Origin of the sequence: Zoogloea dura, assembly GCF_012927165.1 — a bacterium.
GTDB lineage: Bacteria > Pseudomonadota > Gammaproteobacteria > Burkholderiales > Rhodocyclaceae > Zoogloea > Zoogloea dura.
This window is the reverse complement of record NZ_JABBGA010000001.1, coordinates 71851-91559: the sequence shown is the minus strand read 5'-3', so window position 1 is coordinate 91559 and position 19709 is coordinate 71851. Positions and strand designations below refer to the sequence as shown.

Below are 19709 nucleotides of genomic sequence, written 5' to 3'. Positions count from 1 at the left end.
TCAAGCCCTTGCCGCAAGGTCGGTCGCGATACGGCTGACAACATAGCGGAACTTGCCCGACGCTTCGGCCGGCAGCACCTCGACCTGCTTCACATCGATGACGACCGAATCGCCCAGGCGACGCTTCAGGCCGCTCTCGATACGCCCCGTATCGCCCGGCACGAAGGCCGGACCGGGCACCACGTATACCGTCGTCAAGCCCAGGCTCTCCTGGACGATCTTGAACGACGCGACGCCCGGAATATCCCGAAGAACATAAATCAAGGCAAGGCCATGCATCACGGTTCCATCGGCGGCGATCACAAAATCAGTGCTTCGCCCCTGGATCTCGCTGAGAACGGGCAAGCCACGCCCACAGGCGCAAGCCTGTGTGCCCAGGACACCGACATCCCCTGTACGGTAGCGGATGAAGGGATAGTCCCGGGTCGCCAGGTGGGTCACCACGATCTCGCCGGACTGCCCCGGCGGCAAGACCCGCCCTTCCCCGTCGATGATCTCCACCACGATGTCTTCGGCGGTGATGTGCATGGAACCGGACGGGCACTGGTGGGCGATGAAGCCCGCATCGCGCCCGCCGTAGCCGTTGGCCACCGGGCAGGCGAAGAGCCGGCTGATCGCCTCGCGCTGATGGTCGTAAAGGCGCTCCGAAGTGACGAAGACCACCTTCACACCCAGATCATCCAGGCGAATGCCCTTGCGTTCCGCGTAGCCCGCGATGTGGCTGATCGCCGAGGGGTAGCCGAAAAGCATGCGCGGCCGCATCTCGCGGATGGTGTCGATGAAGCCCTGGACCTTTTCGTCCGACATCTCGAAGGCCGGCAGCAGGCGGGTCCGCATCAGTGCGTCACGGATCAGGCGGACACGGTCCTGGGTACCCAGCTCGATGGGCGAGCCCCAGATCACCACCTCCGGATCGCCGATATCCACATCCCACCAGCGGGTCGCGCGCCATTTGGCGGCGACATCGTGGGTCACGCGCTCGGTACCGATGAAGAAGATCAGCGGCTCGCCGCTCGACCCCCCGGTATTGAAGCGCGACAGACCGACGGCATTGCTCGCCCGCAGGGCGTCGCTGTTGTCACGGATGAGCTTCTTGGTCAGATAGGGTAGCGCCTGCAGGTCGGCGATGCTGGCCACCCCTACCGGGTCGAAGCGATGCTCCGCGAACAGCGCCCGGTAGTAGGGCACATGCTCCTGCACATCGAGGAGGAAGGCCTTCAGGCGCTTCAACTGCAGGGCCTCTATGCGCTCGCGGGGCCACCACTGGGAATCCTCCATGCCCTCCTTGACGCGCACCGTGTCATGGTGCTTGAGGCGCTCCTGGAGGGGGAAAAGCACGCGGGAAACAAAACGGCCGTAGAGATCGGACATGATGACTTTCAATCCTTCGTCCGGCGATCCGCCGGTTGATGGGGGCGCCGCATGGCATCCATGTAGGCAGCCAGCAGCTCACTCCTGACGGCTTGCCAGCTATAGCGGCGCACCTCGGCCAGGCCGGCCTCACGCAGCGCCGATGCCAGCGTGGCGTCGCCGAGAACCCGCAAGGCCTCCGCCGCCATGGCCTCCGGCGCATCGCGGGGCACCAGCAGGGCGGTCTGCCCGTGACGCACGATGTAGGGAATTCCACCGACGTCGGTGGTCACCACCGGCACACCGCTGGCCAGCGACTCGAGCACCGAGTTGGGCATGTTGTCGACTCGGCTGGGGTTGAGGGACAGATCGGCGTCCCGGTACAGCGCGGCCATCTGGTCCCGGTCCAGGCGGCCGGTGAAACGCACGTGTGCAGCCACACCGAGCTCAGCAGCCAGGGCCTTCAGCGCGCCCTCCAGCGGGCCGCTGCCGGCCACCGACAACACGGCATCGGGGCGCGCCGCGTGGACAATGGCAAAAGCCCGCAGCGCCGTATCGATGCCGTATATGGCCTCCAGGTTGCGCGCCACCATCAGGTGCGCGCCGCCTTTGGGCGGCACCGGACGGAAACGGGCCAGATCGATGATGTTGGAGACCACCCGCCCCTGCATGCCAAAGCGGGCGAACACCTCCTGGAGAAACCCGGACGGCAACACCAGCTGGGTGACCCGGGCCATGGTGGGGCGGACACTGGCCACCGAGCGTTGCAGGAAAGGTTCGGCCTCCCCTCCCCGGTAATTGACGATCACCGGCACGCCCCGCAGGGACGCGATCCACACCGCCGGTGCGGCAAAGAGATGCCAGGACCAACCTGAGTTGGCCATCACATGCATCACGTCGGCGCGCCCGGCCGCCCGCAGCAGGGCCCACAGGTAGGGCAGCAGGCGGGCAAGGGCACGCAGGCCCTGGACCTGCCCGACCCAGGCCGGCCGGTAGGGTGCATTGACCTGCACCACCTCGACCGTGGCCCCCTCTCCCCGCAGCAACTCGGCAAGCTGGCGGGTCTGGTTGGCCATGCCGCCCGCCGGAGGCGGCAGCGGGCCGACGAGGGCAACGCGCAGGCCTTTGAAAGTCATGCAGCGTTTCCAGGCACAAGGGCGCCGTAGACGCGCCGGTAATTGGCCACACTGTTCTTCCAGTTGCGCACATCCTCGACGAAGCGTCGCCCGGCGGCACGCATGGCCGGCCAGCGTTCCCGGTGATCCAGCATGTCGGCCAGCGCAGCGGCCAGGGCATCGGCATCGCCCGCCGCAAACAGGCGGCCGGTCTCTCCGTCCCGGATCAACTCCTTGTGCCCCCCCACGTCCGAGGCCACGAAGAGATGGCCCTGGGCCATTGCCTCGAGGGGCTTGAGGGGCGTGACCAGCTCGGTGAGGCGCATGGAATGGCGCGGATAGGCGAGCAGGTCAATCAGGTCGTAGTAGCGGCTGACTTCGGCATGCGGTACCCGGCCGGTGAAGATGACCTTGTCGGCCAGCCCCAGACGCTGGGCCTGGGCCTTGAGATTGGCATCCTGGGGGCCGCCGCCCACCAGCAGCACGCGCAGATCAGGCCGCGAGGCAGACATACGAGCGAAGGCATCCAGCAGCAGATCGAGCCCCTCATAGGCATAGAAGGAACCGACGAAGCCCAGCACGGTGCAGCCTGCCAGCCCCCGCTCCCGGCGCAGGGCCGCGGTATGTTCGTCCGGTGCGGACACCTGAAAGCCCTCGATGTCCACGGCATTGGGGATCACCGTGACCTTGGACTCGGCGACTCCCCGCGCAACGATGTCCTTGCGCAAGCCCTCGCAGATGGTGAATACGTGATCGACGCGCCGGATCGCCCAGGTTTCCAGCGCCCGGGTTGCGCGGTAGCGCAGGCTGCCTTCAGAGGTGGTGCCATGATCCACCGCTGCATCCTCCCAGAACGCGCGGATCTCATACACCACCGGGATGCCCAGGCGCCGCCCCACCCGGATGGCAGGAATGGCGTTGAGCACCGGCGAATGGGCGTGGATCAGGTCGGGCTTCAAGTCCCGCGCCAGCTCCTCGAGGCGCTTTTCGGTGGCGCGGATCAAGCGCCACTCGTTGATGCCCGGCGGCCCAGACGGCGGCACTTCGCTGCGGTGGAAACGCAGGCCGTCCACGTCCTCCAGCGCCGCCGCCGTGGCGCCCTGCTTCGGCGAGGTGAGGTGGTGGGTCTCCCAGCCCAGGGCCCGCTGCTCGCGCAGGATGGCCGCAGTGCGGAAGGTGTAGCCGCTGTGCAGCGGGATGGAATGATCGAGGACGTGGAGGATACGCATGGTCGGGCCAGCTCAGACGGACACGGGAACGGCGGAGACGCGGCTGTTGTTGCGCAGGAAGGCCTCGAACATCAGGATGGTCCACAGGGGGGCGCTGTAGTCCCGCGCCCCCGACTGGTGGGCATCGACCAGATGCTCCAGGTAATCCCGGTTGAAGATGCCGGTGTCGGCCAGGGTGCTGCCCAGCACGGCGTCACGCAGGCGGGCCTTCAGAGGCCCCCGGAACCATCGCGCCAGCGGCACTGCAAAGCCCATCTTGGGGCGGTACAGCACATCGTCCGGCAGCAGGGGTTCCATGGCCTTCTTGAAGACGAACTTGCCCTCCTGCCCCTTGATCTTGAGGGAGGACGGCAGGGACGCCAGCCACTCGACCAGTTTGTGATCCATCAGTGGCTCGCGCACCTCCAGGGAATGAGCCATGCTGGCCCGGTCAACCTTGGTGTTGATGTCGCCCACCAGATAGGTCTTGGTGTCCAGGTACTGGATCAGGGCCAGGGGGTCATCGGCGTTGGCGTTGCCGGCATGGCGGCGGAACACCTCCAGGGCGTTGTAGCCCGCCAGCTCCTTGCGGAAGGAGGCGGAGAACAGGCTACGCCGCATGTCATCCCGCAGGATCGAAACGGAATGGAAATATGCTTGCACCGAATCCCGGGCCAGGGCCTGGAAGGTGGTTTTGGCGCGGAACACCCGGGGTGCCCAGTCGGCCTTGGGGTAGACCTTGCCGAGCAGCCCGAACAGCGGCCGGCGCACCCCGAAAGGCACGGCGCCACGCATCTTTTCTTCCATCAGGTGCATGCGGTAGCGGCGATAGCCGCCCATGCTCTCGTCCCCGCCATCGCCGGAGAGGGCCACGGTGACGTGCTTGCGGGCGAGCTGGCAGACCCGGTAGGTGGGGATCGCAGAGCTGTCCGCGTAGGGCTCGTCGTACAACGCGGCCAGGGTGTCGATGAGATCGAAGTCATCCGACTTCACCGTCTCGACGAAATGGCGCGTCTTGTAGCGGTCGGCCACCATCTGGGCGAAGGCCGATTCGTTGAAGGCCGGGTCGTCGAAGGCGATGGAGCAGGTATTGACCGGATCACCGGCCAGCCCGGCCATGGTGGCCACCACCGCGCTGGAGTCTACCCCGCCGGACAGGAAGGCCCCCAGCGGCACCTCGGCGATCATGCGCAGGCGCACAGACTCGCGCAGGCGCTCGGTGAGTTCGGCCGTTGCGTCAGCGAGGGTCAGGGGGTTGTCGAGGGTGTAGTGCACATCCCAGTAGGTCTTGGGCGCCGGAATCGGCTCCCCCCTGCGGATGCACAGGGTCTCCGCGGGCTGCAGCTTGCGGGCGCCCTTGAAGATGGTGCGCGGCTCGGCCACGTAGCCCAGGGCGAAATACTCTTCCACCGCATGCGGGTCGATGCGCCGATCCAGGCCGGGGTGCTGCATCAGCACCTTGAGTTCGGAGCCGAACACCAGGGTTCCGTCATCCAGCACCGCGTAGTAGAGCGGCTTGACGCCCAAGCGGTCGCGGGCCATGAAGAAGGTCTGGCGGTTGCGGTCCCACAGGCCAAAGGCAAACATGCCCCGGAAGCGCTGTACGCAGTCCTCACCCCAGGCCTCCCAGGCATGCACGATCACCTCGGTGTCGCTGCGGGTGTGGAAGACATGGCCCAGGGCCTCCAGCTCCGGCACCAGCTCCTGGTAGTTGTAGATTTCGCCGTTGAACACCACGGCCACCGAACCGTCCTCGTTGAAGAGGGGCTGCTGGCCGGTGGACAGGTCGATGATCGACAGGCGACGGTGCCCCAGGGCCACACCGGGCTCCTGGTAGATGTCGCCCTCATCCGGTCCGCGGTGGAACTGGATGTCGTTCATCCGCTTCATCAGCGCGGGGTCAAAATCGCGCTTGTTACGGGTATCAAATAGGCCAGCAATGCCGCACATGGATGATCTCTGATTTCAACGAAGTGCATTTCCGGAAGGCGCGGCGCGCATTCCGTCGGAAGCCTGGAGCCCGGCCTTGTCGCGGTATAGGGCCAGATAGGCCCCCACCATGGCATCGAGGCTGAATTGCGCCAGCACCCGCTCGCGCCCGGCCTGCCCCATGCGGAGCCCTAGCTCCCGGTTATCGAACAATTCAGCCATCACCGCCCCCATCGAGGCCGGATCAACGGCCGGCACCAGGCGGCCGGTCTGGCCGGGAACCACCAGTTCGCCGTTGCCACCCACATCGGTGGCGATGACCGGCAGGCCGGAAGCCATCGCTTCCAGCAGGGTGTTGGAGATGCCTTCGGCGCGGGAAGGCAGCACGAACACGTCCAGGCCGGCGTTGATCGCCGGAATGTCGGCACGCTCGCCAGCCAGCCAGACCAGAGAGTCGAGACCGCGCTCGCGGACCAGGGCCTCCAGTTCGCCGCGCAGGGGCCCGCCCCCCACGACGATCAGGCGCGCACGGTAGCGGGCGGAGGGCTGCTGTTCAAGGAAGGCCGCAAAACCGCGGATCAGCGTGGCATGGTCCTTCACCGCCTGCAGGCGCCCCACCGCCCCGAACACGTACAGCCCGGGATCGTTGAAGGGCGAGCCGTCGATGGGCTGACGTCGGGCAGTCGGCACGAAGCGCTCCGCATCCACCCCATTGCAGATCCGCCGGATGCGTCCGGCGGCGATCCCGACCTTCCCGCTCAGATAGGACTCGATGCGCTTCGACAAAGCCACATAGCCCGACACGAAGGGCGAATAGATGCGCCTCAGCGTCTGGTACTTGCGCGACTCGCCATCGGGATCGGAGCTGTCCCAGCCGTGTTCGCCGTGGATGCGCACCGGCACCCCGGCCAGCCAGGCCGGCACGGCCGCCTCGAGGGCCGCCAGGTTGCGGGTATGGACGATGGCCGGGCGATGCTGGCGGAACAGCCTGAACAGGCGCGGATAGAGCTTGATGCCATGCCCCTCGCCCTTGTGCAGGGACAGGAACTCCACGTCCCGCCGAGTGATCCGCTGGCAGAAGGACGGCACGCAGGCGGTCAGCGCCACGATCATGTGGCGAAAGCTGTCTGCGGGCATCCGGTTGATCAGATTGACGATCCCGTTCTCGAGGCCGCCGACATCGAAGCTGTAGACCACATGGATGACGAGAGGACGTGGATCGTTCATGGATGAAGGTTCTGATGATGCGGATGTGGAGCCGTCACGGCAGCCTCGTCGCCGAGCAGCCGTTCGAGCACCGACAGATGCGCTTCCCAACTGTAGCGTTCGAGCACTCTCTCCCTGGCTGAGCGGCCCATGCTGCGGCGCAATGCTACATCAGCCAGCAGAGCGAAGATACGCGAAACGAATTCCTCCGCACCATGGGCAATCTCACAGTCTCGCCCCGAGACGGCCTCCAGCCCGGTGGCCGGTGCGGAAGAAATCACGACCGGACGCGCCATCGCCATGGCTTCCAGCACCTTGTTCTGGATGCCCCGGGCGATCCGCAGGGGCGCCACCACCACGTCGGCGTGGGCCAGGTAGGGCCGCACATCGGGCACCGTGCCGGTGACCACCACGCCCTCCCCCGCCAGTGCCTGAACAGCCGGGCTGGGGTTCATGCCAACGATCCAGAAGCGCAGGTCGGGATGACGCTCCCGCAGCCGCGGCAGCATTTCGGCGCAGAACCAGACAACCGCATCCACGTTGGGCCAGTAGTCCATCGCCCCTGTGAAGAGCACGACGGGGCCGCCTGCCGGATAGGGATTGTCGAAAACCGGATCTGGCGAGAAGAATGTGGCATCGACACCGTTCTGCATGACGGAAACCCTGCTTGCCACCTCCGGGGCGGCGCGGGTGAACAGCCCCGCCTCGGCCTCGGTGACGAACAGGCTGGCATCGGCGGACGCCGCGGCCTTGCGTTCGAAAGCCAGCAGGCGGGCGCCTTCGCGGCGATACAGCCAGGACATCGGCCAGCGACGGTCACCCGCGTACTGGGACCACTTGGCCGAATCCACGTCACAGAAATCGATGATCCGGCGCTGCAGGGCCGGCTGATCCAGGTATTGGGCCATCGGACCCGAGAAGGCCACGGCCTGGCGGATGGCGTGGCGGGACACCACCTCAGCGACCCACTGCTTCAGCCCGGCGTCCCGGTAATAGGGCAGGCTCAAGGCCTCGCCGGAGAGCAGCCCGCGCAGGCTCAGCAGGCGTGACACCCCTGGCGACAGGCTGACCACCCGCAGCTCCTCGCACCACTCGGACAATTGCGCCACGTGACGCTGATCATCCGGATGATCGACAAAGGTCCCCAGAAAGATCCGGTGATGGCGCGCCAGCTGCCGCAGGATGTTGAAGGAGCGGACCTTGTCACCCTTATTGGGCGGAAAGGGAATGCGATGGACGAGGTAGAGCAGCGGGGTGCGTTCGGTCACCTGCCGTCATCCCAGGTTGCGGACAATATGTGGCCCGATAGTGTTGGCCACCCCCAGCGGCAGGCGCCGCCACAACGCAATGAAAGCACGGTACTTGGGGTTCATCGGATTGTTCTGGGGAATCTCTTCACGCTTGTAAAGGCGGTATTCGTAGGACAGGGGAAGAGGCTCGAAACCCCAGTTCTTCTTGAAGTTGTAGGGCCCGGTACCCACCTTGCTGCGGCCATAGTCAAAGATCCGGCACCCTCGGGCACAGGCGCGGCGCATCAGCTCCCAATACTTGAAATCGTTGGCCGCCAGATCACGGGCAGCCAGATCGTCGCCCGCGTAATACGGGAGGATCTCATCGCGGAAATAAAAGCTGAGCACCGTGGACAAGGCCTTGCCGTCGGGGCTAGACACCGTCATGACTTCGCAATCCTGCCCGAAAACCGAGAGCAGCGTCTCAAAGAAGTGTTTCGATAGTGCGGGCGTACCGTGACGCAGGACATTGTCGGAGTACAGGGCAAAGAAGCGGTCGGCGTTGCTGTCTACCGTGCTGACCAAGCCATTCTTGATCCCCTTGCGCACCATGGCGCGCTGTTTGCGGGGAATCGCCGCCATATTGGCCTCGTCGTCAGCCAGGATCTCCTTGCGGAAGGTGACGTAGAGGTCCTGGCGCGGCCAGTCCGTGTGCCGGGCCACCAGGTTGCGGTATTCCAGGTGCTGCACACCGGCCTTGCGGGCAATCCCGTCGGCCGCCGCCTCGAGTGCCTGGCAGGCATCCGCATCATCACCGGCAATGCCCCCGTACACCGCGAACGGCAGCGAGGTGATGGCATGGCCGAACAGGCGGCTCTTCACCTCGGCAAGCGGCAGCACGGCCACGATCTCCCCTGCCCTCTCGGCCAGCAGGTAGTGGGTCCGGTGACGGAAGACCTTCTGGATGATCTCCCGCCATTCGATTCTGTGGAAAAAGGTCGCGCCGGCGCAGGCGTAGACAAACGCGTTCCAGCGCGCGGCATCGCCCGCAGCAAAGGGGCGTACGGTAACAGCGGAAGGCATGGAGGAAACCTTAGTTTGAAGCGGTCACGGCCGGCAGGAAAACCTCGTCCATGCGGCCCCAGGAAAAGTCCTGGAGAAGCCTGACCAGCCTACCTTCGGTGCGATCCAGATTGACGTAGTGCCGGAAGCGGGTCTTTGCCGTGGCTTCCTTGACGACCGGCTGCTCCGGGTCGATTTCCCAGGGATGGAAGTAGAAGATGGCGGGACGCCGGTCTTCCTGGTTGACCTTGCGGATACCCCAGGCCGACACCGGATACGGCAGCAGACGGAAATAACCGCCGCCACCGACCGGCCAGTTGCGGCCGAAGCGCCTGACTGTGGTGATCGGGATCTCGACCAGCCCCTTGCCGACCGCGTAGGGAAAGCGCGGTGCGTCCGGCACCCCGTAGTGGTCGTGCTTGACCGGATAGACGCTGGAACTGTAGGTGTAGCCTGCCGCCTCGATGCAGCCATGCGCCCACGGGTTGGACAAGCCCACCGAAAAGCTCGGCGCACGATAGCCACGCACCTCGCAGCCGGCGATATCCTCGAGCACAGCCTTGGCCAGCTGGATATCGGCCAGAAAGGCCTCGGGGGTCTGGTCACTAGCCCGCTGATGCCCATAGCCATGGCTGGCCACTTCGTGCCCTTGCTCTGCAATGGCGCGGATCAGCTTGGGATAGCGCTCGGCAATCCATCCCAGGGTGAAGAAGGTACCCCGGGCGCCGCTCCGGTCGAGGAGTTCGAGAATCTTCAGGACGTTGCGCTCGACACGGCAAGGCGTGTCGTTCCAGCTTTCCTTGGGAAAATGCGGCGCGAGGGCGGATACCTGGAAATAATCTTCCACATCGATCGTGAGCGCATTGGTCACGATGTCCGTCTTGCGGGAAGGTGCAGAAGTCATTTTCCGGCAGACTCCCTGTCTTCCTGGCCACCGCCCTGCGGAGCAGTCCGGATCAGCTGACCAAGTGCATTGAGCGTCGTTGAAACAGTGCGCTCCAGCAAGGCGAGGCGCTCCTCGAAACGGGTCATGTCGAAGGACGGGCCGGCGGCGGTCAAGGCCTTCGCCAGATCCGGACTGGCCAGCAGGCGCTGCAGGTCGAGCATTCCGGCGGGCAATGCGGCCAGCGGCTGGCTGGTGGCCACGCTTTCACTGACGGACGGCGTGACCTGCTCTTCGCGCATCTCCTCGACGATCTGGGCGACGAGGTCGGCGGTGACCCGGCGCTGCTCACTCAGGAAGGCTCCCAGCATCACCCGGTCGCAGACGGCATTGATCCGGCGGGGGATGCCCTGGCTGGCCTGATAGATTTCGCGCATGGCATCCTGGTCGAAACCCGGATTGCCCTTCCAGCCGACACACCCCAACCGGTGCTCCACGTAGGCCTGGGTCTCCTGGAGATCCAGCGGCCCCAGGTGATACGAGGCGATGACCCGCTGCCGCAGCTGGACCATTTCCGGGCTCTGCATGATGCTGCGGAACTCCGGCTGGCCGACCAGGAAGCTCTGCAGCAGGGCGTGGTCCTCGAGCTGGAAGTTGGAGAGCATCCGCAGTTCCTCGACCGCACGCGGTGTCAGGTTCTGGGCCTCGTCGACAATCAGCAGCGCGCGCTTGCCGGCCGCCGTGGTCGACACCAGGAAGGCCTCGATGGCGAGCAGCAGATCGCTCTTGGAGAGATGCTTGCATGGAATGCCAAAGGACGCAGCGACAAGCCGAAGGATGTCGTCCGCATCGATCTGGGTGCTGACCAGATTGGCAGCCACGATCTTCTTGGGGTCGAGCTTCTCCAGCAGGCTGCGGACGAGCAGTGTCTTGCCGGCACCGATCTCGCCGGTGATGACGATGAACCCCTCATTCTGGTGGAGACCGTATTCGAGATAGGCCATCGCACGACGATGGCCCCGGCTGCCGTAGAAGAAGGAAGGGTCCGGATTAAGCTGAAAGGGCTTGCCCCGCAGACCGAAATAGGCTTCGTACATAAAGAATCAGAACAGGAGTGAAACCGATCCGACGACCGCGTTTTCCTTGTAATCGGTGGTCCCCGAACCCCGATTGTTCCGGAGCATCAGGGATCCGTTGAGCTTTGGAGAGAAGGCAGTCGTCAGCCCGGTGGTGAAAGTCCGGGTGCGGTTGTCGAGTTGTGTCCCAGTCGCGGTATTGTCGTTGCGGCTACGTGATGCATTGACATTCAGCGTCGCAGTTGTTGAAGGCGAGAGCTTGTGATTGACTGCGACCCCCCCTCCCAGATCAGTCACTGTCGTCCCTGAAGAGAAGTCACCTGTCAGCGCATAGCTCCTGTCCATGAGAGACGTTCTTTCCGAACGATAGGCTGTCAGCGACACCGAATTGCGGACTCCGGACAGGGTCATGCCGAACTGCGCGCGACGGTCCAGGAACAGACCGTTGGTCAGGACAGCCTGGAGCCCCACCAGCGGATTGCCGATACCCGGGGCCTGACTGGCCATCAGGTTGCGCACAAACGCGTCACGTACGCTGACATCGGGATAAGCCGACGTGTACTGCAGCATCAGCAGGTCATAGAGCGTCACCCCCCCAACCATGGATTGGCTGATCGAGCTGACGTCCTTCGAAAAACTGAATCGATAGGCGGACCGGGCGCTGCGGTGCTCGGCCGAGAGCATGTAGCCTGGTCCGAAGAAACGGTCTTCCCATGTGGCCGCCATGCGTGTGATCGGCGAAGGCGTCCAGTCCACGCCGATGCCGCTGACGGTGCTCCTCCTGGTATCGATGGAGTTCAGGTTGTTGGCCTCGGAGCCGACGATCAGGCGCAGTTGCACCTGGGGATCCAGGCGGACCAAGCCCGTGAAACGGGCCACCTGCTGCTTGGTATCCCTCGCATTGTCGGTATTGAGCTGGGTGTCGGAGAAGTTGAACGACCAGCCAAGCCGGCCGGTCACCTGCGGATCGGTGGCCGACGCGCTCCAGACCTGCCTGACCGACCGCGATACCGCCACATTGTCGGATTCAGTCAGATTGGAGGTGTAACGCAGCTCCATCGTCCCGGAATCCCGGAAGCGCCCCACTAAATAGGGAGAGACACTGAAGTTACGGACTTCTGCCTGATTGCTTGTGCCCGTCACCTGGTCGGCCGGGCGAGGCCCCAGCACGGACAGCAGTTCCCGCGAGATGGAGCCGCGAAGATCAACAAATGCCCGCTTTTCCCAGGCCTCGACCTTGCCGCTCCCCTGGACGGACAACATGTTCTGGTTACGGGAACTGTCGTTCGCGTACCAGGACGAGTTGACGCCCAGGTTGAGATTTCCCTGCAAACGGGCTCCCCGCGCCTCCATGAGCACGGACGGCGAAAGCACAGTGATCCAGTCACTCTCAGAACCACCGCTGCCAGAGCTCTGGCGCCCGCCACCGGCGCTCAGCCCGACGTTGTCCGAGACAGTTTCGGTCAGCCTGATGGATGGAACGACGCGGAAGGTCTGCTCCTGGGCCAGGGCCTGACCACCTGCAAACCCCAGCGGCAGACCAATGGGAAACAGCATGGCTACTGCACGCCAACGGCCAACAGGACGGATCGAGCCTGACGGGCGGATTCTCATTGATTTTCCTTTGGTGCGTGTCCGTAACCGTAGCCATAGCCGTAGCCATACCCATAACCGTAGGAACCTGCCGAGGTGTGCTGGGACTTGTTCAACAGCATCAGCTTCACCGGGCAGGACTCGATCGTCGACAAGGCCTGCTTGACCGCAGCCTGGGTTGTCTTGTTGGACTCGACGACCATCACGATCTGCCCCATGTGCGTGGCAAGCACGCGGGATTCGGTAGTCACCAGGAGGGGCGGTGAATCAAACACGATGATCCGATCGGAATAACGTTCGGCCAGTTCGGCCAGCAGTCCGTTCATCGCATCGCTGGCCAGCAATTCGGTCGCCCGGGGATGGGGAGTGCCGGCCGGCAGGAGGCTCAGTTTCTCGATGTTGGTCTTCAGCAACACATCGCCGAGCTGCATGTCGTTTGAGGTGAGCACATCCATCAGACCCTTGCGGGGCGGCAAACCCAGGATGTTGAGGACCGAAGGGCGCGACACGTCGGCATCGATCAGCAGCACCGTGTGATCCAGCTCCATGGCCATGCTGATGGCCAGGTTGATCGAACTGAAGCTCTTGCCCTCCCCCGGCAGCGAGCTGGTCACCATGATGAGGTTGGCGTTCTGAACCTCGGCTGCCCCACGGCCCTGAACGTTGCGAAGCAGGGGCCGCTTGATGATCCGGAATTCGTCTCCGATCAGGGAGCGCGGCGCATTCGGGGTCACGATGCCCACTGAATGAAGGCGCTCAAGATCGATTTCCACCGAGCGATCCCCACTCGGAGTGCGGACAGGCCGGGGCGCAGCTTTTTCCTTGGCCGCCACAGCCTCCTGGACGGCCGGAGCCGGAGCAGGAGCAGGAGCAGGAACCGCAACAGGCTCGGAGGATGCGGCCGGCGCAGCTCCGGCATCCGGAAATGCGGAAGCCTTCTGAACCTCCTCGGCCTCGACCGGCGCACTGGCACCCGCTGCCCGCTGGAGTTGCTCGAGCCGTTCCACCGCTTTTTCAATAATGCTCATGTTCTTCCCCATCAAGCCATTCTGGCCAGCATCAACCACACGGTCATGGCACCAAACAAGCCGATCAAGGCCCCAAGGCACCCCAGGAAGGCAATCTTTCCGCGACGGATGCTGCGCATGCGGTCCTGGTCGGAGAGGAGACTGACCGAACCCAGCACTGCCAGCCCTGTTACCTCACGAAGCACGTTCATGTCCGAGAAGGTCGGCCGGACCTGGCTGGTCAGGAAGCTGATCACTGCCCCCATCAGCAACGCAGCCAGGCCGGCGGCCGGCATCAGCAGCAGGCGGTTGGGCGCGGCCGGCTTGCTCGGGACGGTCGGCGGATCGATCAGGCGGAAATCTGCAACCCCGGAGGTTGCCCCCATTTCCACGGCCATGGACGCCGACTCCCGGCGGGAAACCAACTGGTCGTAATTGCGCTTGTTGACATCGTAGTCACGGTTCAACTGGGCGAATTCGGCTTCGATCTGCGGCAACATGCGCGAGGCGGCATTCAGGGTCTGGACACGGCTCTCGTATTCGGTCACCCGTGCCTTGAGAGAGGCCACGCTGGCCTCAGCCTCAGCCAGGGACATCTTCAGCTGCTGAAAGACCGGATTGGAACCCAGCGAAGTGCCGCCCGAAGCCGGAGCCACTTTCTTCCGGGCCTGTATTTCCTGAACCTTCTGCGCTTCGAGCTGGGCAATCATCTTGCGCGCGCCGACGACATCAGGATGTTGCTCGGTGAAGCGCTGGAGCAGGCCATCCAGGGATTTTTTCTGGGTTTCGATCCGCCCATCCAGCTCCGGTACCGAAACGGTGGACAGTACTGCGCTGCTCGGATTGTCCGGCAGCAGTACCGGCTCCTCACCGACCAGCTGACGCTTGAGCGTATCCCGCGCATTCTCCGCTTCGCGCAAGGCCAGGCGTGCCTGACCAAGCTGCTCGCTTGCATCGGTCATCTTGGCAAAGTAGTCCCTGCCGCCCGACCCCACCGTGGCCAGGTTGCGCAACTTGAATTCCTTGAGGCGGTTCTCGGCTTCTTCGAGCTTCTGCTCGTAGGACTTGATCTGCTCTTCGATGAACTTCCTGGCCGTATCGGAGTCCTTGCGCTTGTCACCCAGGCCGGACTCCACGAACATGGAGACAAGAGACTGCACCACACGTTTCGCACGCTCGGCATCCGTGTCGGTATAGGCAAGGGTGTAAAGATTGTCGCGGCCTGCTACGCGGATTTCCAGCGCCTTGGTCACGCCAGCGATCAGCACTTCACGCTCTTCCTTGGTCTTGACCGTCAGGTCGAGGTCGGCCATCCGGATCAGCTTTTCAACGTTTGGCCGGCTGATCAGGGTGCGGCTCAGGATGTTGATCTGCTGGTCGACGTTGGGCTGCACTGCCAGACCCGACATGAGCGGCTTGAGAATCGACTGGGTATCCACATAGACCCGCGCGGATGACTCATAGCGGTCAGGCAGCAGATAAACCGTCGCGGCAGCAATCGGGCCCACGATCCAGGCGGCAGCCAGACCCCACCAGCGATAGAGCCACATGCCGCGGAGGATCACCGACAGCTGTCTTAGTATGTCTTCCATTGGGAGATTCCAAAAGCGCCCCCCCGGCCCTTGCCGGGGAGGTTGTCATGAGAGGAATTGCAGATCAGAACCAGCTTTGCGGAATGATCAGGACATCACCCGGCTTGAGTTCGACGTTCGCGGACACATCGCCGCGCTTGATCAGGTCACGCAGTCGGACCGAGTACTGCTTGCTGCCCTCCGGCGTCAGGCGCAGCAGGCTGGCCCTGTTGCCGTCTGCGAAGTCGGTGATACCGCCCACCGCAATCATCAGATCAAGCATGGTCATGTTCTGCTTGAACGGCAGCGTCATCGGCCGGCTGGCCTCGCCCACCACACGGATCTGCTCGGAGTAAGGGCCGACGAACCCGGTCACGATGACGGTCACGACCGGGTCACGAATGTACTTGGCGAGCGCCTTCTCGATTTCCCGGGCGAGCGTGCTGGAATCCCGCCCGGCAGCCGGCAGGTCTTCAACCAGCGGCGTGGTGATCTTGCCGTCAGGGCGGACCGGAACGGACATGGACAACTCGGGATTGCGCCAGACCACGATGTTGATGTTGTCGCCGGGACCCACCAGGTAGTTGTACTCGGAGTTGGCCGCAGACGCCGGCGCTGCAGGATAAGGTGTCGCGCAGCCCGTCAGACCTGCCACCATGCCGGCCAGGGCACTCATCGCCAAGAAACGTTTCATATGCTACTTCCCCTCAATTAAGCCGGACTTCAGCCTTTTGATGATAACAAGCGGATATTACGGGAGGCCCTGAAGACCTCCGGAGAAAAACATCACGCCTCCATGAAAAGGGCACATGCCCATGCCATCCGCCTGCCCCCTGGTCAAGCGGGCGCTCCCGCATCTGGATGCAAGGCGGGGCTGCGATCAAAAGGACCAGCGAGCCTCGGTGTAGACACGGTCGCTGTCGTCATAGCGGCCAAAAAGTCCGTTCTGCTTGCCGCCGAAGACATCCACACCAAAGGTCAGCTTGAGGTTCTTGCCGGCAGCCCATTTGAGCTTGGGGCGGAACATGTAGTCCGTGCGGTTCAGCATGGACACCAGCAGTGCCTCGGTCTCCCAGCCACTTGCAATCCGCGTTCCCACAAGGATGCTGGCACCCTCTTCCGTACGATCCAGTCCGGTCGCCGGTTCATGGTTTGCGGCACGGCGGGCAAAATATTGAATATTGATTCTGCCGTCGTCAAAAGCCGGGATATCGACACCCATCACGTAGTCGAGGGTGTCCTGGCCGACAAGCCCGTTGGGCGCAGTCGGATCGGCGGTCAGGAACTGACGCCCCCTGGTGTGGACGACCTCGCCCTTGAGTACGAATTCTCCGAAATCCTTGGCAAGCGTGCCGCCGAACTGGGAGATCCGGTCATGGCGGGGCTGGAACTCGTTCGGCCCAACCACATAGAAGGTCTGTGCCACATCCATGCTGCGATAGTAAAAACCCGAGACATCCCAGCCTGCGATGAGACGGGACACCCTGCCCCCCCAGTTCGCATTGCCCGGCGAGGCATCCGGCTTGACCTCGCCGCGGACTGCGGCCCCCCTGGGCAGCGGGTAGAATTCAGCCCCAGGCTTGCCGATGCGGTCATAGCTGGGTACCGGGATCCACACCAGCTCGGCATGGGTCTCGCCGAAATAGTATTCGGCCCGGGCGGCCCACTGGGGAATGCGGAGCTGCTCGAAATCCGGCAGGTAGAAGGTTCGGAGGTCCCGCGCCGACACAACGTCGGCAAAGAACAGCCCGACCATCTCGCCCCACACGATGTGCTGGCGTCCCACACGGAAATCCACGTCTCCGGCGGAGAAATCCACGTAGGTCTCGCGGAGGTCGAACTGGTATTGCTGGTCGCGCCTGACCGCATCCGGGTAGAACCCGTTATCGATGGCAAACACCCCGTCGGCGTCCGCACGGCCGGAAATTTTCCACTTCAGGCCGGACCCGCCGCCCTGCGCAGAGACCTCGGCCCTCGCCCGGGCCATGGACCAGTGCTCCTTGCCTGCATAGGTCCGGGCAATATCGAACTGGAGGGTCGTGGCCGTCCGGGTCTTGCTGCCGGCATCAAGATCGAGGTCGAGATCAAGATCATCTGCCGCAGTGGCGGAGCCCGCAGCCAGCATGGCGGCCAGGGCGATTGAAATGGCCGAAGGCTTCGATCTGAAAAAACGCATGAATTCCTCTTGAATGGGATGGCAAGTCAAATGTCGGGGTCGTCCTCGGGCTTGCGCCGATCCTGAACAAAGATCCAGCTCCCTTCCCGCTTGAGGCCCAGGGCGGTGATCTGCCCGTCTTCCATGCGCACCAGCCGGTCCGCCCGGTTCATGACCCGCTTGTCATGGGTTGAGAACACAAAGGTGGTGCCGGAGTCCTGGTTGATGTCCCGCATCAGGTTCAGGATGCTCTCACCGGTGCGGCGATCCAGGTTGGCGGTAGGCTCGTCGGCCAACACGATCCGGGAATGGGTCACCAGCGCCCGGGCGATCGCCACCCGCTGGCGCTGCCCGCCGGACAACTGGTTGGGGCGGTGATGAGCGTACTTGCCGAGACCAACCATCGACATGTAGTGCTCGACCCGCTCACTGCGCTCCGCCTTGCTCAGCTCGGGGATCTGCAGCAGGGGATATTCGACGTTCTCATGGGCCGACAGGACCGGCAGCAGATTGAAGGTCTGGAAGATGAAACCGATTGTCCGCGCCCGCAGATCGGCGAGGTCGTCGGGTGTCTGCCCGGACACATCCTTGCCTGACACCTCTACGCGCCCCTTGCTTGGCGTATCGATGCACCCCATGATATTGAGCAGCGTCGATTTGCCACTGCCGGAAGGCCCGGCAATAGCCATGAAGACGCCCTCTTCAACCGTCAGAGACACCCCCTCCAGTGCAGTCACGTCCTGCTCGCCGAGGCGGTAAACCTTGCTTAAATCTTCAACACGAATGATCGGCATTTGTGCTCTGAACTATGTTGTTTGCTTTCCAAGGATAACACCATGCGCTTCAACTTTTACCTGCAAGGCTTGAGGAACGGCTGCCAGGCGCTGCTTGTCGCCGCTGCCCTCGGGATGTGCGGCGCTGCCCAGGCCGATGATGTGGAGACTGCCCGGGCCATTGTTGCCCGGGCCGACGAGGTCCGCTTTCCGAAGGAAGGCTTCCAGGTGCTGATCGACATCACCTCGGCCACTCCGGGCGAAGCCAGCGAGGACAGAAAGTACCGCATCCTCTCGAAGGGTAACGAAAACACCATCGTCCAGACCCTCGAGCCGGCCAGCGACCGTGGCCAGGCCATGTTGATGCGGGCCCGCGACCTGTGGGTCTTCATGCCCAACATCTCCCAGCCGGTCCGGCTCTCCCTGGCCCAGCGCCTGACCGGCCAGGTTGCCAACGGTGACCTGGCGCGGGCCAGCTTCTCGGGAGATTACGAGCCGAAGATCTTGCGCACCGACACCATCGACGGCGAGAAGATGTACGTGCTCGAACTCACCGCGGTAGACCGGGGCGTGACCTACGCCAAGGTGCTGTACTGGGTCCGCCAGTCCAACAGCTATCCCCACCGGGCGGAGTTCTACTCCCTGTCCGACCGCCTGCTGAAAGTCTGTCGTTACGAGAAGTTCCAGACTCTGGGCGGACGCATCCGGCCCACCCAGCTGGTCATGGAAGATGCCCTGCGCAAGGGCGATGTCTCCACCCTGCGCTACTCCCAGATGAGCCTGAAGGACCTGCCCGACCGGGTCTTCACCAAGCAGTACATGGACAAACTGAACCGGGTCGATTGAGCCCTGGTGGCCCGGTGACGGACGCCGTCAGGCCAGTCCATCACCGGCCCTGACCGGCGCCAGTCCGGCCAGGGCCGCTTGTGCGGCACGCAGCAGGGCCTGCGGGCCCGGGGCCTCGGGAGAAAGGGGCAGCCTGCGGAAGAGGCCTGCGATACGCAGATCGAGCCCCTCCTGATCCAGCCCCAGCAATCCTGCTCCAACCGGCACAAAGGGCGCCAGGGCGTCCAGCAAGGCGCCCTCCTCTACCGGCGCCAGGCAGGTGGCTGGAGCGGGCGGATCACTCCAACCCATCCGGGCAAATCCACCGATGAAACGCAAGCGGGCCGGCTCCAGGCGAAAGAAGCGGAAATCACCCAGCATCAGGTAATCCGCTGATTCAGGGCTATAGCGCAGGAAACGCTGGCGCGCGGCATCGTCCGGCTCGAATTCGGTCACTTCGCCCAGCAAGGTAATCCGGGCCTGCTCAAGGGGGTGGGCCCCACCCTCTGCCAGCAACAGGCTGGCCTTCGGATCGGCACGCAGGTTGCGTGTGTGCTCCGCCAGGCCGCTCAGCAGAAAGACCGGCCGCAGGTCCGAATCTGGAACGAAGGTCACCAGACTGACGAAGGGGTGGCCTGGCATGGCCAGGGAGAAGGTCCCGAGGGCACCGCAGCGGGCCGTGCGCAGCAGCTCCCTCACCTCTCTCGAATCCACCCCCATGACAGAC

General features: G+C 63.9%; 17 protein-coding genes. 1 reads left to right on the top strand and 16 read right to left on the bottom strand.

The annotated features are described in order from the left end of the window. From HHL15_RS00390 to HHL15_RS00320, 15 genes are all read right to left on the bottom strand, one after another. Nucleotides 1-1371 carry a phenylacetate--CoA ligase family protein gene (locus tag HHL15_RS00390; protein WP_169143841.1) on the bottom strand — a complete coding sequence of 457 codons (1371 nt, stop codon included), beginning with the start codon at nucleotides 1369-1371 and terminating at the stop codon, nucleotides 1-3. Between the two features lie 8 nt (nucleotides 1372-1379). After that, on the bottom strand, nucleotides 1380-2486 hold the full coding sequence (locus tag HHL15_RS00385) for a glycosyltransferase family 4 protein (RefSeq protein ID WP_169143840.1): 1107 nt from the start codon (nucleotides 2484-2486) through the stop codon (nucleotides 1380-1382). After that, nucleotides 2483-3694, bottom strand: a complete 1212-nt coding sequence (locus HHL15_RS00380) for a TIGR04063 family PEP-CTERM/XrtA system glycosyltransferase (RefSeq protein ID WP_169143839.1) — start codon at nucleotides 3692-3694, stop codon at nucleotides 2483-2485. The genes HHL15_RS00385 and HHL15_RS00380 overlap by 4 nt, the downstream gene beginning before the upstream one ends. Nucleotides 3695-3706: 12 nt before the next feature. Beyond that, nucleotides 3707-5623: an XrtA/PEP-CTERM system amidotransferase gene (locus HHL15_RS00375; protein WP_169143838.1), complete on the bottom strand. Its 1917-nt coding sequence runs from the start codon at nucleotides 5621-5623 to the stop codon at nucleotides 3707-3709. Nucleotides 5624-5638: 15 nt separating this feature from the next. Further along, the gene (locus HHL15_RS00370; protein WP_169143837.1) at nucleotides 5639-6829 is read right to left on the bottom strand and encodes a TIGR03088 family PEP-CTERM/XrtA system glycosyltransferase; all 1191 of its coding nucleotides are present in this window, start codon (nucleotides 6827-6829) and stop codon (nucleotides 5639-5641) included. Next, on the bottom strand, nucleotides 6826-8076 hold the full coding sequence (locus tag HHL15_RS00365) for a TIGR03087 family PEP-CTERM/XrtA system glycosyltransferase (protein ID WP_169143836.1): 1251 nt from the start codon (nucleotides 8074-8076) through the stop codon (nucleotides 6826-6828). Before HHL15_RS00365 ends, HHL15_RS00370 begins: the two co-directional genes overlap by 4 nt. Nucleotides 8077-8082: 6 nt before the next feature. Next, nucleotides 8083-9120 carry a FemAB family XrtA/PEP-CTERM system-associated protein gene (locus HHL15_RS00360; protein WP_169143835.1) on the bottom strand — a complete coding sequence of 346 codons (1038 nt, stop codon included), beginning with the start codon at nucleotides 9118-9120 and terminating at the stop codon, nucleotides 8083-8085. Between the two features lie 10 nt (nucleotides 9121-9130). Further along, nucleotides 9131-10003 (bottom strand): XrtA system polysaccharide deacetylase, encoded by an 873-nt coding sequence (locus HHL15_RS00355; RefSeq protein WP_169143834.1) that lies wholly within the window; start codon nucleotides 10001-10003, stop codon nucleotides 9131-9133. Beyond that, on the bottom strand, nucleotides 10000-11079 hold the full coding sequence (locus HHL15_RS00350) for an XrtA/PEP-CTERM system-associated ATPase (protein ID WP_169143833.1): 1080 nt from the start codon (nucleotides 11077-11079) through the stop codon (nucleotides 10000-10002). The genes HHL15_RS00355 and HHL15_RS00350 overlap by 4 nt, the downstream gene beginning before the upstream one ends. Before the next feature lie 6 nt (nucleotides 11080-11085). Continuing rightward, nucleotides 11086-12615 (bottom strand): TIGR03016 family PEP-CTERM system-associated outer membrane protein, encoded by a 1530-nt coding sequence (locus tag HHL15_RS00345; protein ID WP_169143832.1) that lies wholly within the window; start codon nucleotides 12613-12615, stop codon nucleotides 11086-11088. 53 nt (nucleotides 12616-12668) lie between these two features. Beyond that, a complete protein-coding gene (locus HHL15_RS00340) occupies nucleotides 12669-13679 on the bottom strand; it encodes an XrtA-associated tyrosine autokinase (protein WP_169143831.1) in 1011 nt (336 codons plus the stop codon). Nucleotides 13680-13690: 11 nt separating this feature from the next. Further along, entirely contained in the window at nucleotides 13691-15250 is a 1560-nt protein-coding gene (locus HHL15_RS00335) for an XrtA system polysaccharide chain length determinant (protein ID WP_169143830.1), read from the bottom strand. Nucleotides 15251-15314: 64 nt separating this feature from the next. Further along, nucleotides 15315-15923 (bottom strand): XrtA/PEP-CTERM system exopolysaccharide export protein, encoded by a 609-nt coding sequence (locus HHL15_RS00330; RefSeq protein ID WP_235943157.1) that lies wholly within the window; start codon nucleotides 15921-15923, stop codon nucleotides 15315-15317. 186 nt (nucleotides 15924-16109) lie between these two features. Further along, nucleotides 16110-17405: a DUF1302 family protein gene (locus tag HHL15_RS00325; RefSeq protein WP_169143829.1), complete on the bottom strand. Its 1296-nt coding sequence runs from the start codon at nucleotides 17403-17405 to the stop codon at nucleotides 16110-16112. A gap of 26 nt (nucleotides 17406-17431) precedes the next feature. Next, nucleotides 17432-18178, bottom strand: a complete 747-nt coding sequence (locus HHL15_RS00320) for an ABC transporter ATP-binding protein (protein ID WP_169143828.1) — start codon at nucleotides 18176-18178, stop codon at nucleotides 17432-17434. A gap of 42 nt (nucleotides 18179-18220) precedes the next feature. On the opposite strand from HHL15_RS00320, the gene HHL15_RS00315 reads away from it, so the two are divergent. Next, a complete protein-coding gene (locus tag HHL15_RS00315) occupies nucleotides 18221-19003 on the top strand; it encodes an outer membrane lipoprotein-sorting protein (RefSeq protein WP_206198516.1) in 783 nt (260 codons plus the stop codon). Nucleotides 19004-19030: 27 nt separating this feature from the next. Here the strand turns inward: HHL15_RS00315 and HHL15_RS00310 are convergent, their stop codons facing one another. Further along, a complete protein-coding gene (locus tag HHL15_RS00310) occupies nucleotides 19031-19702 on the bottom strand; it encodes a HugZ family pyridoxamine 5'-phosphate oxidase (protein WP_169143827.1) in 672 nt (223 codons plus the stop codon). Nucleotides 19703-19709: the final 7 nt, after the last annotated feature.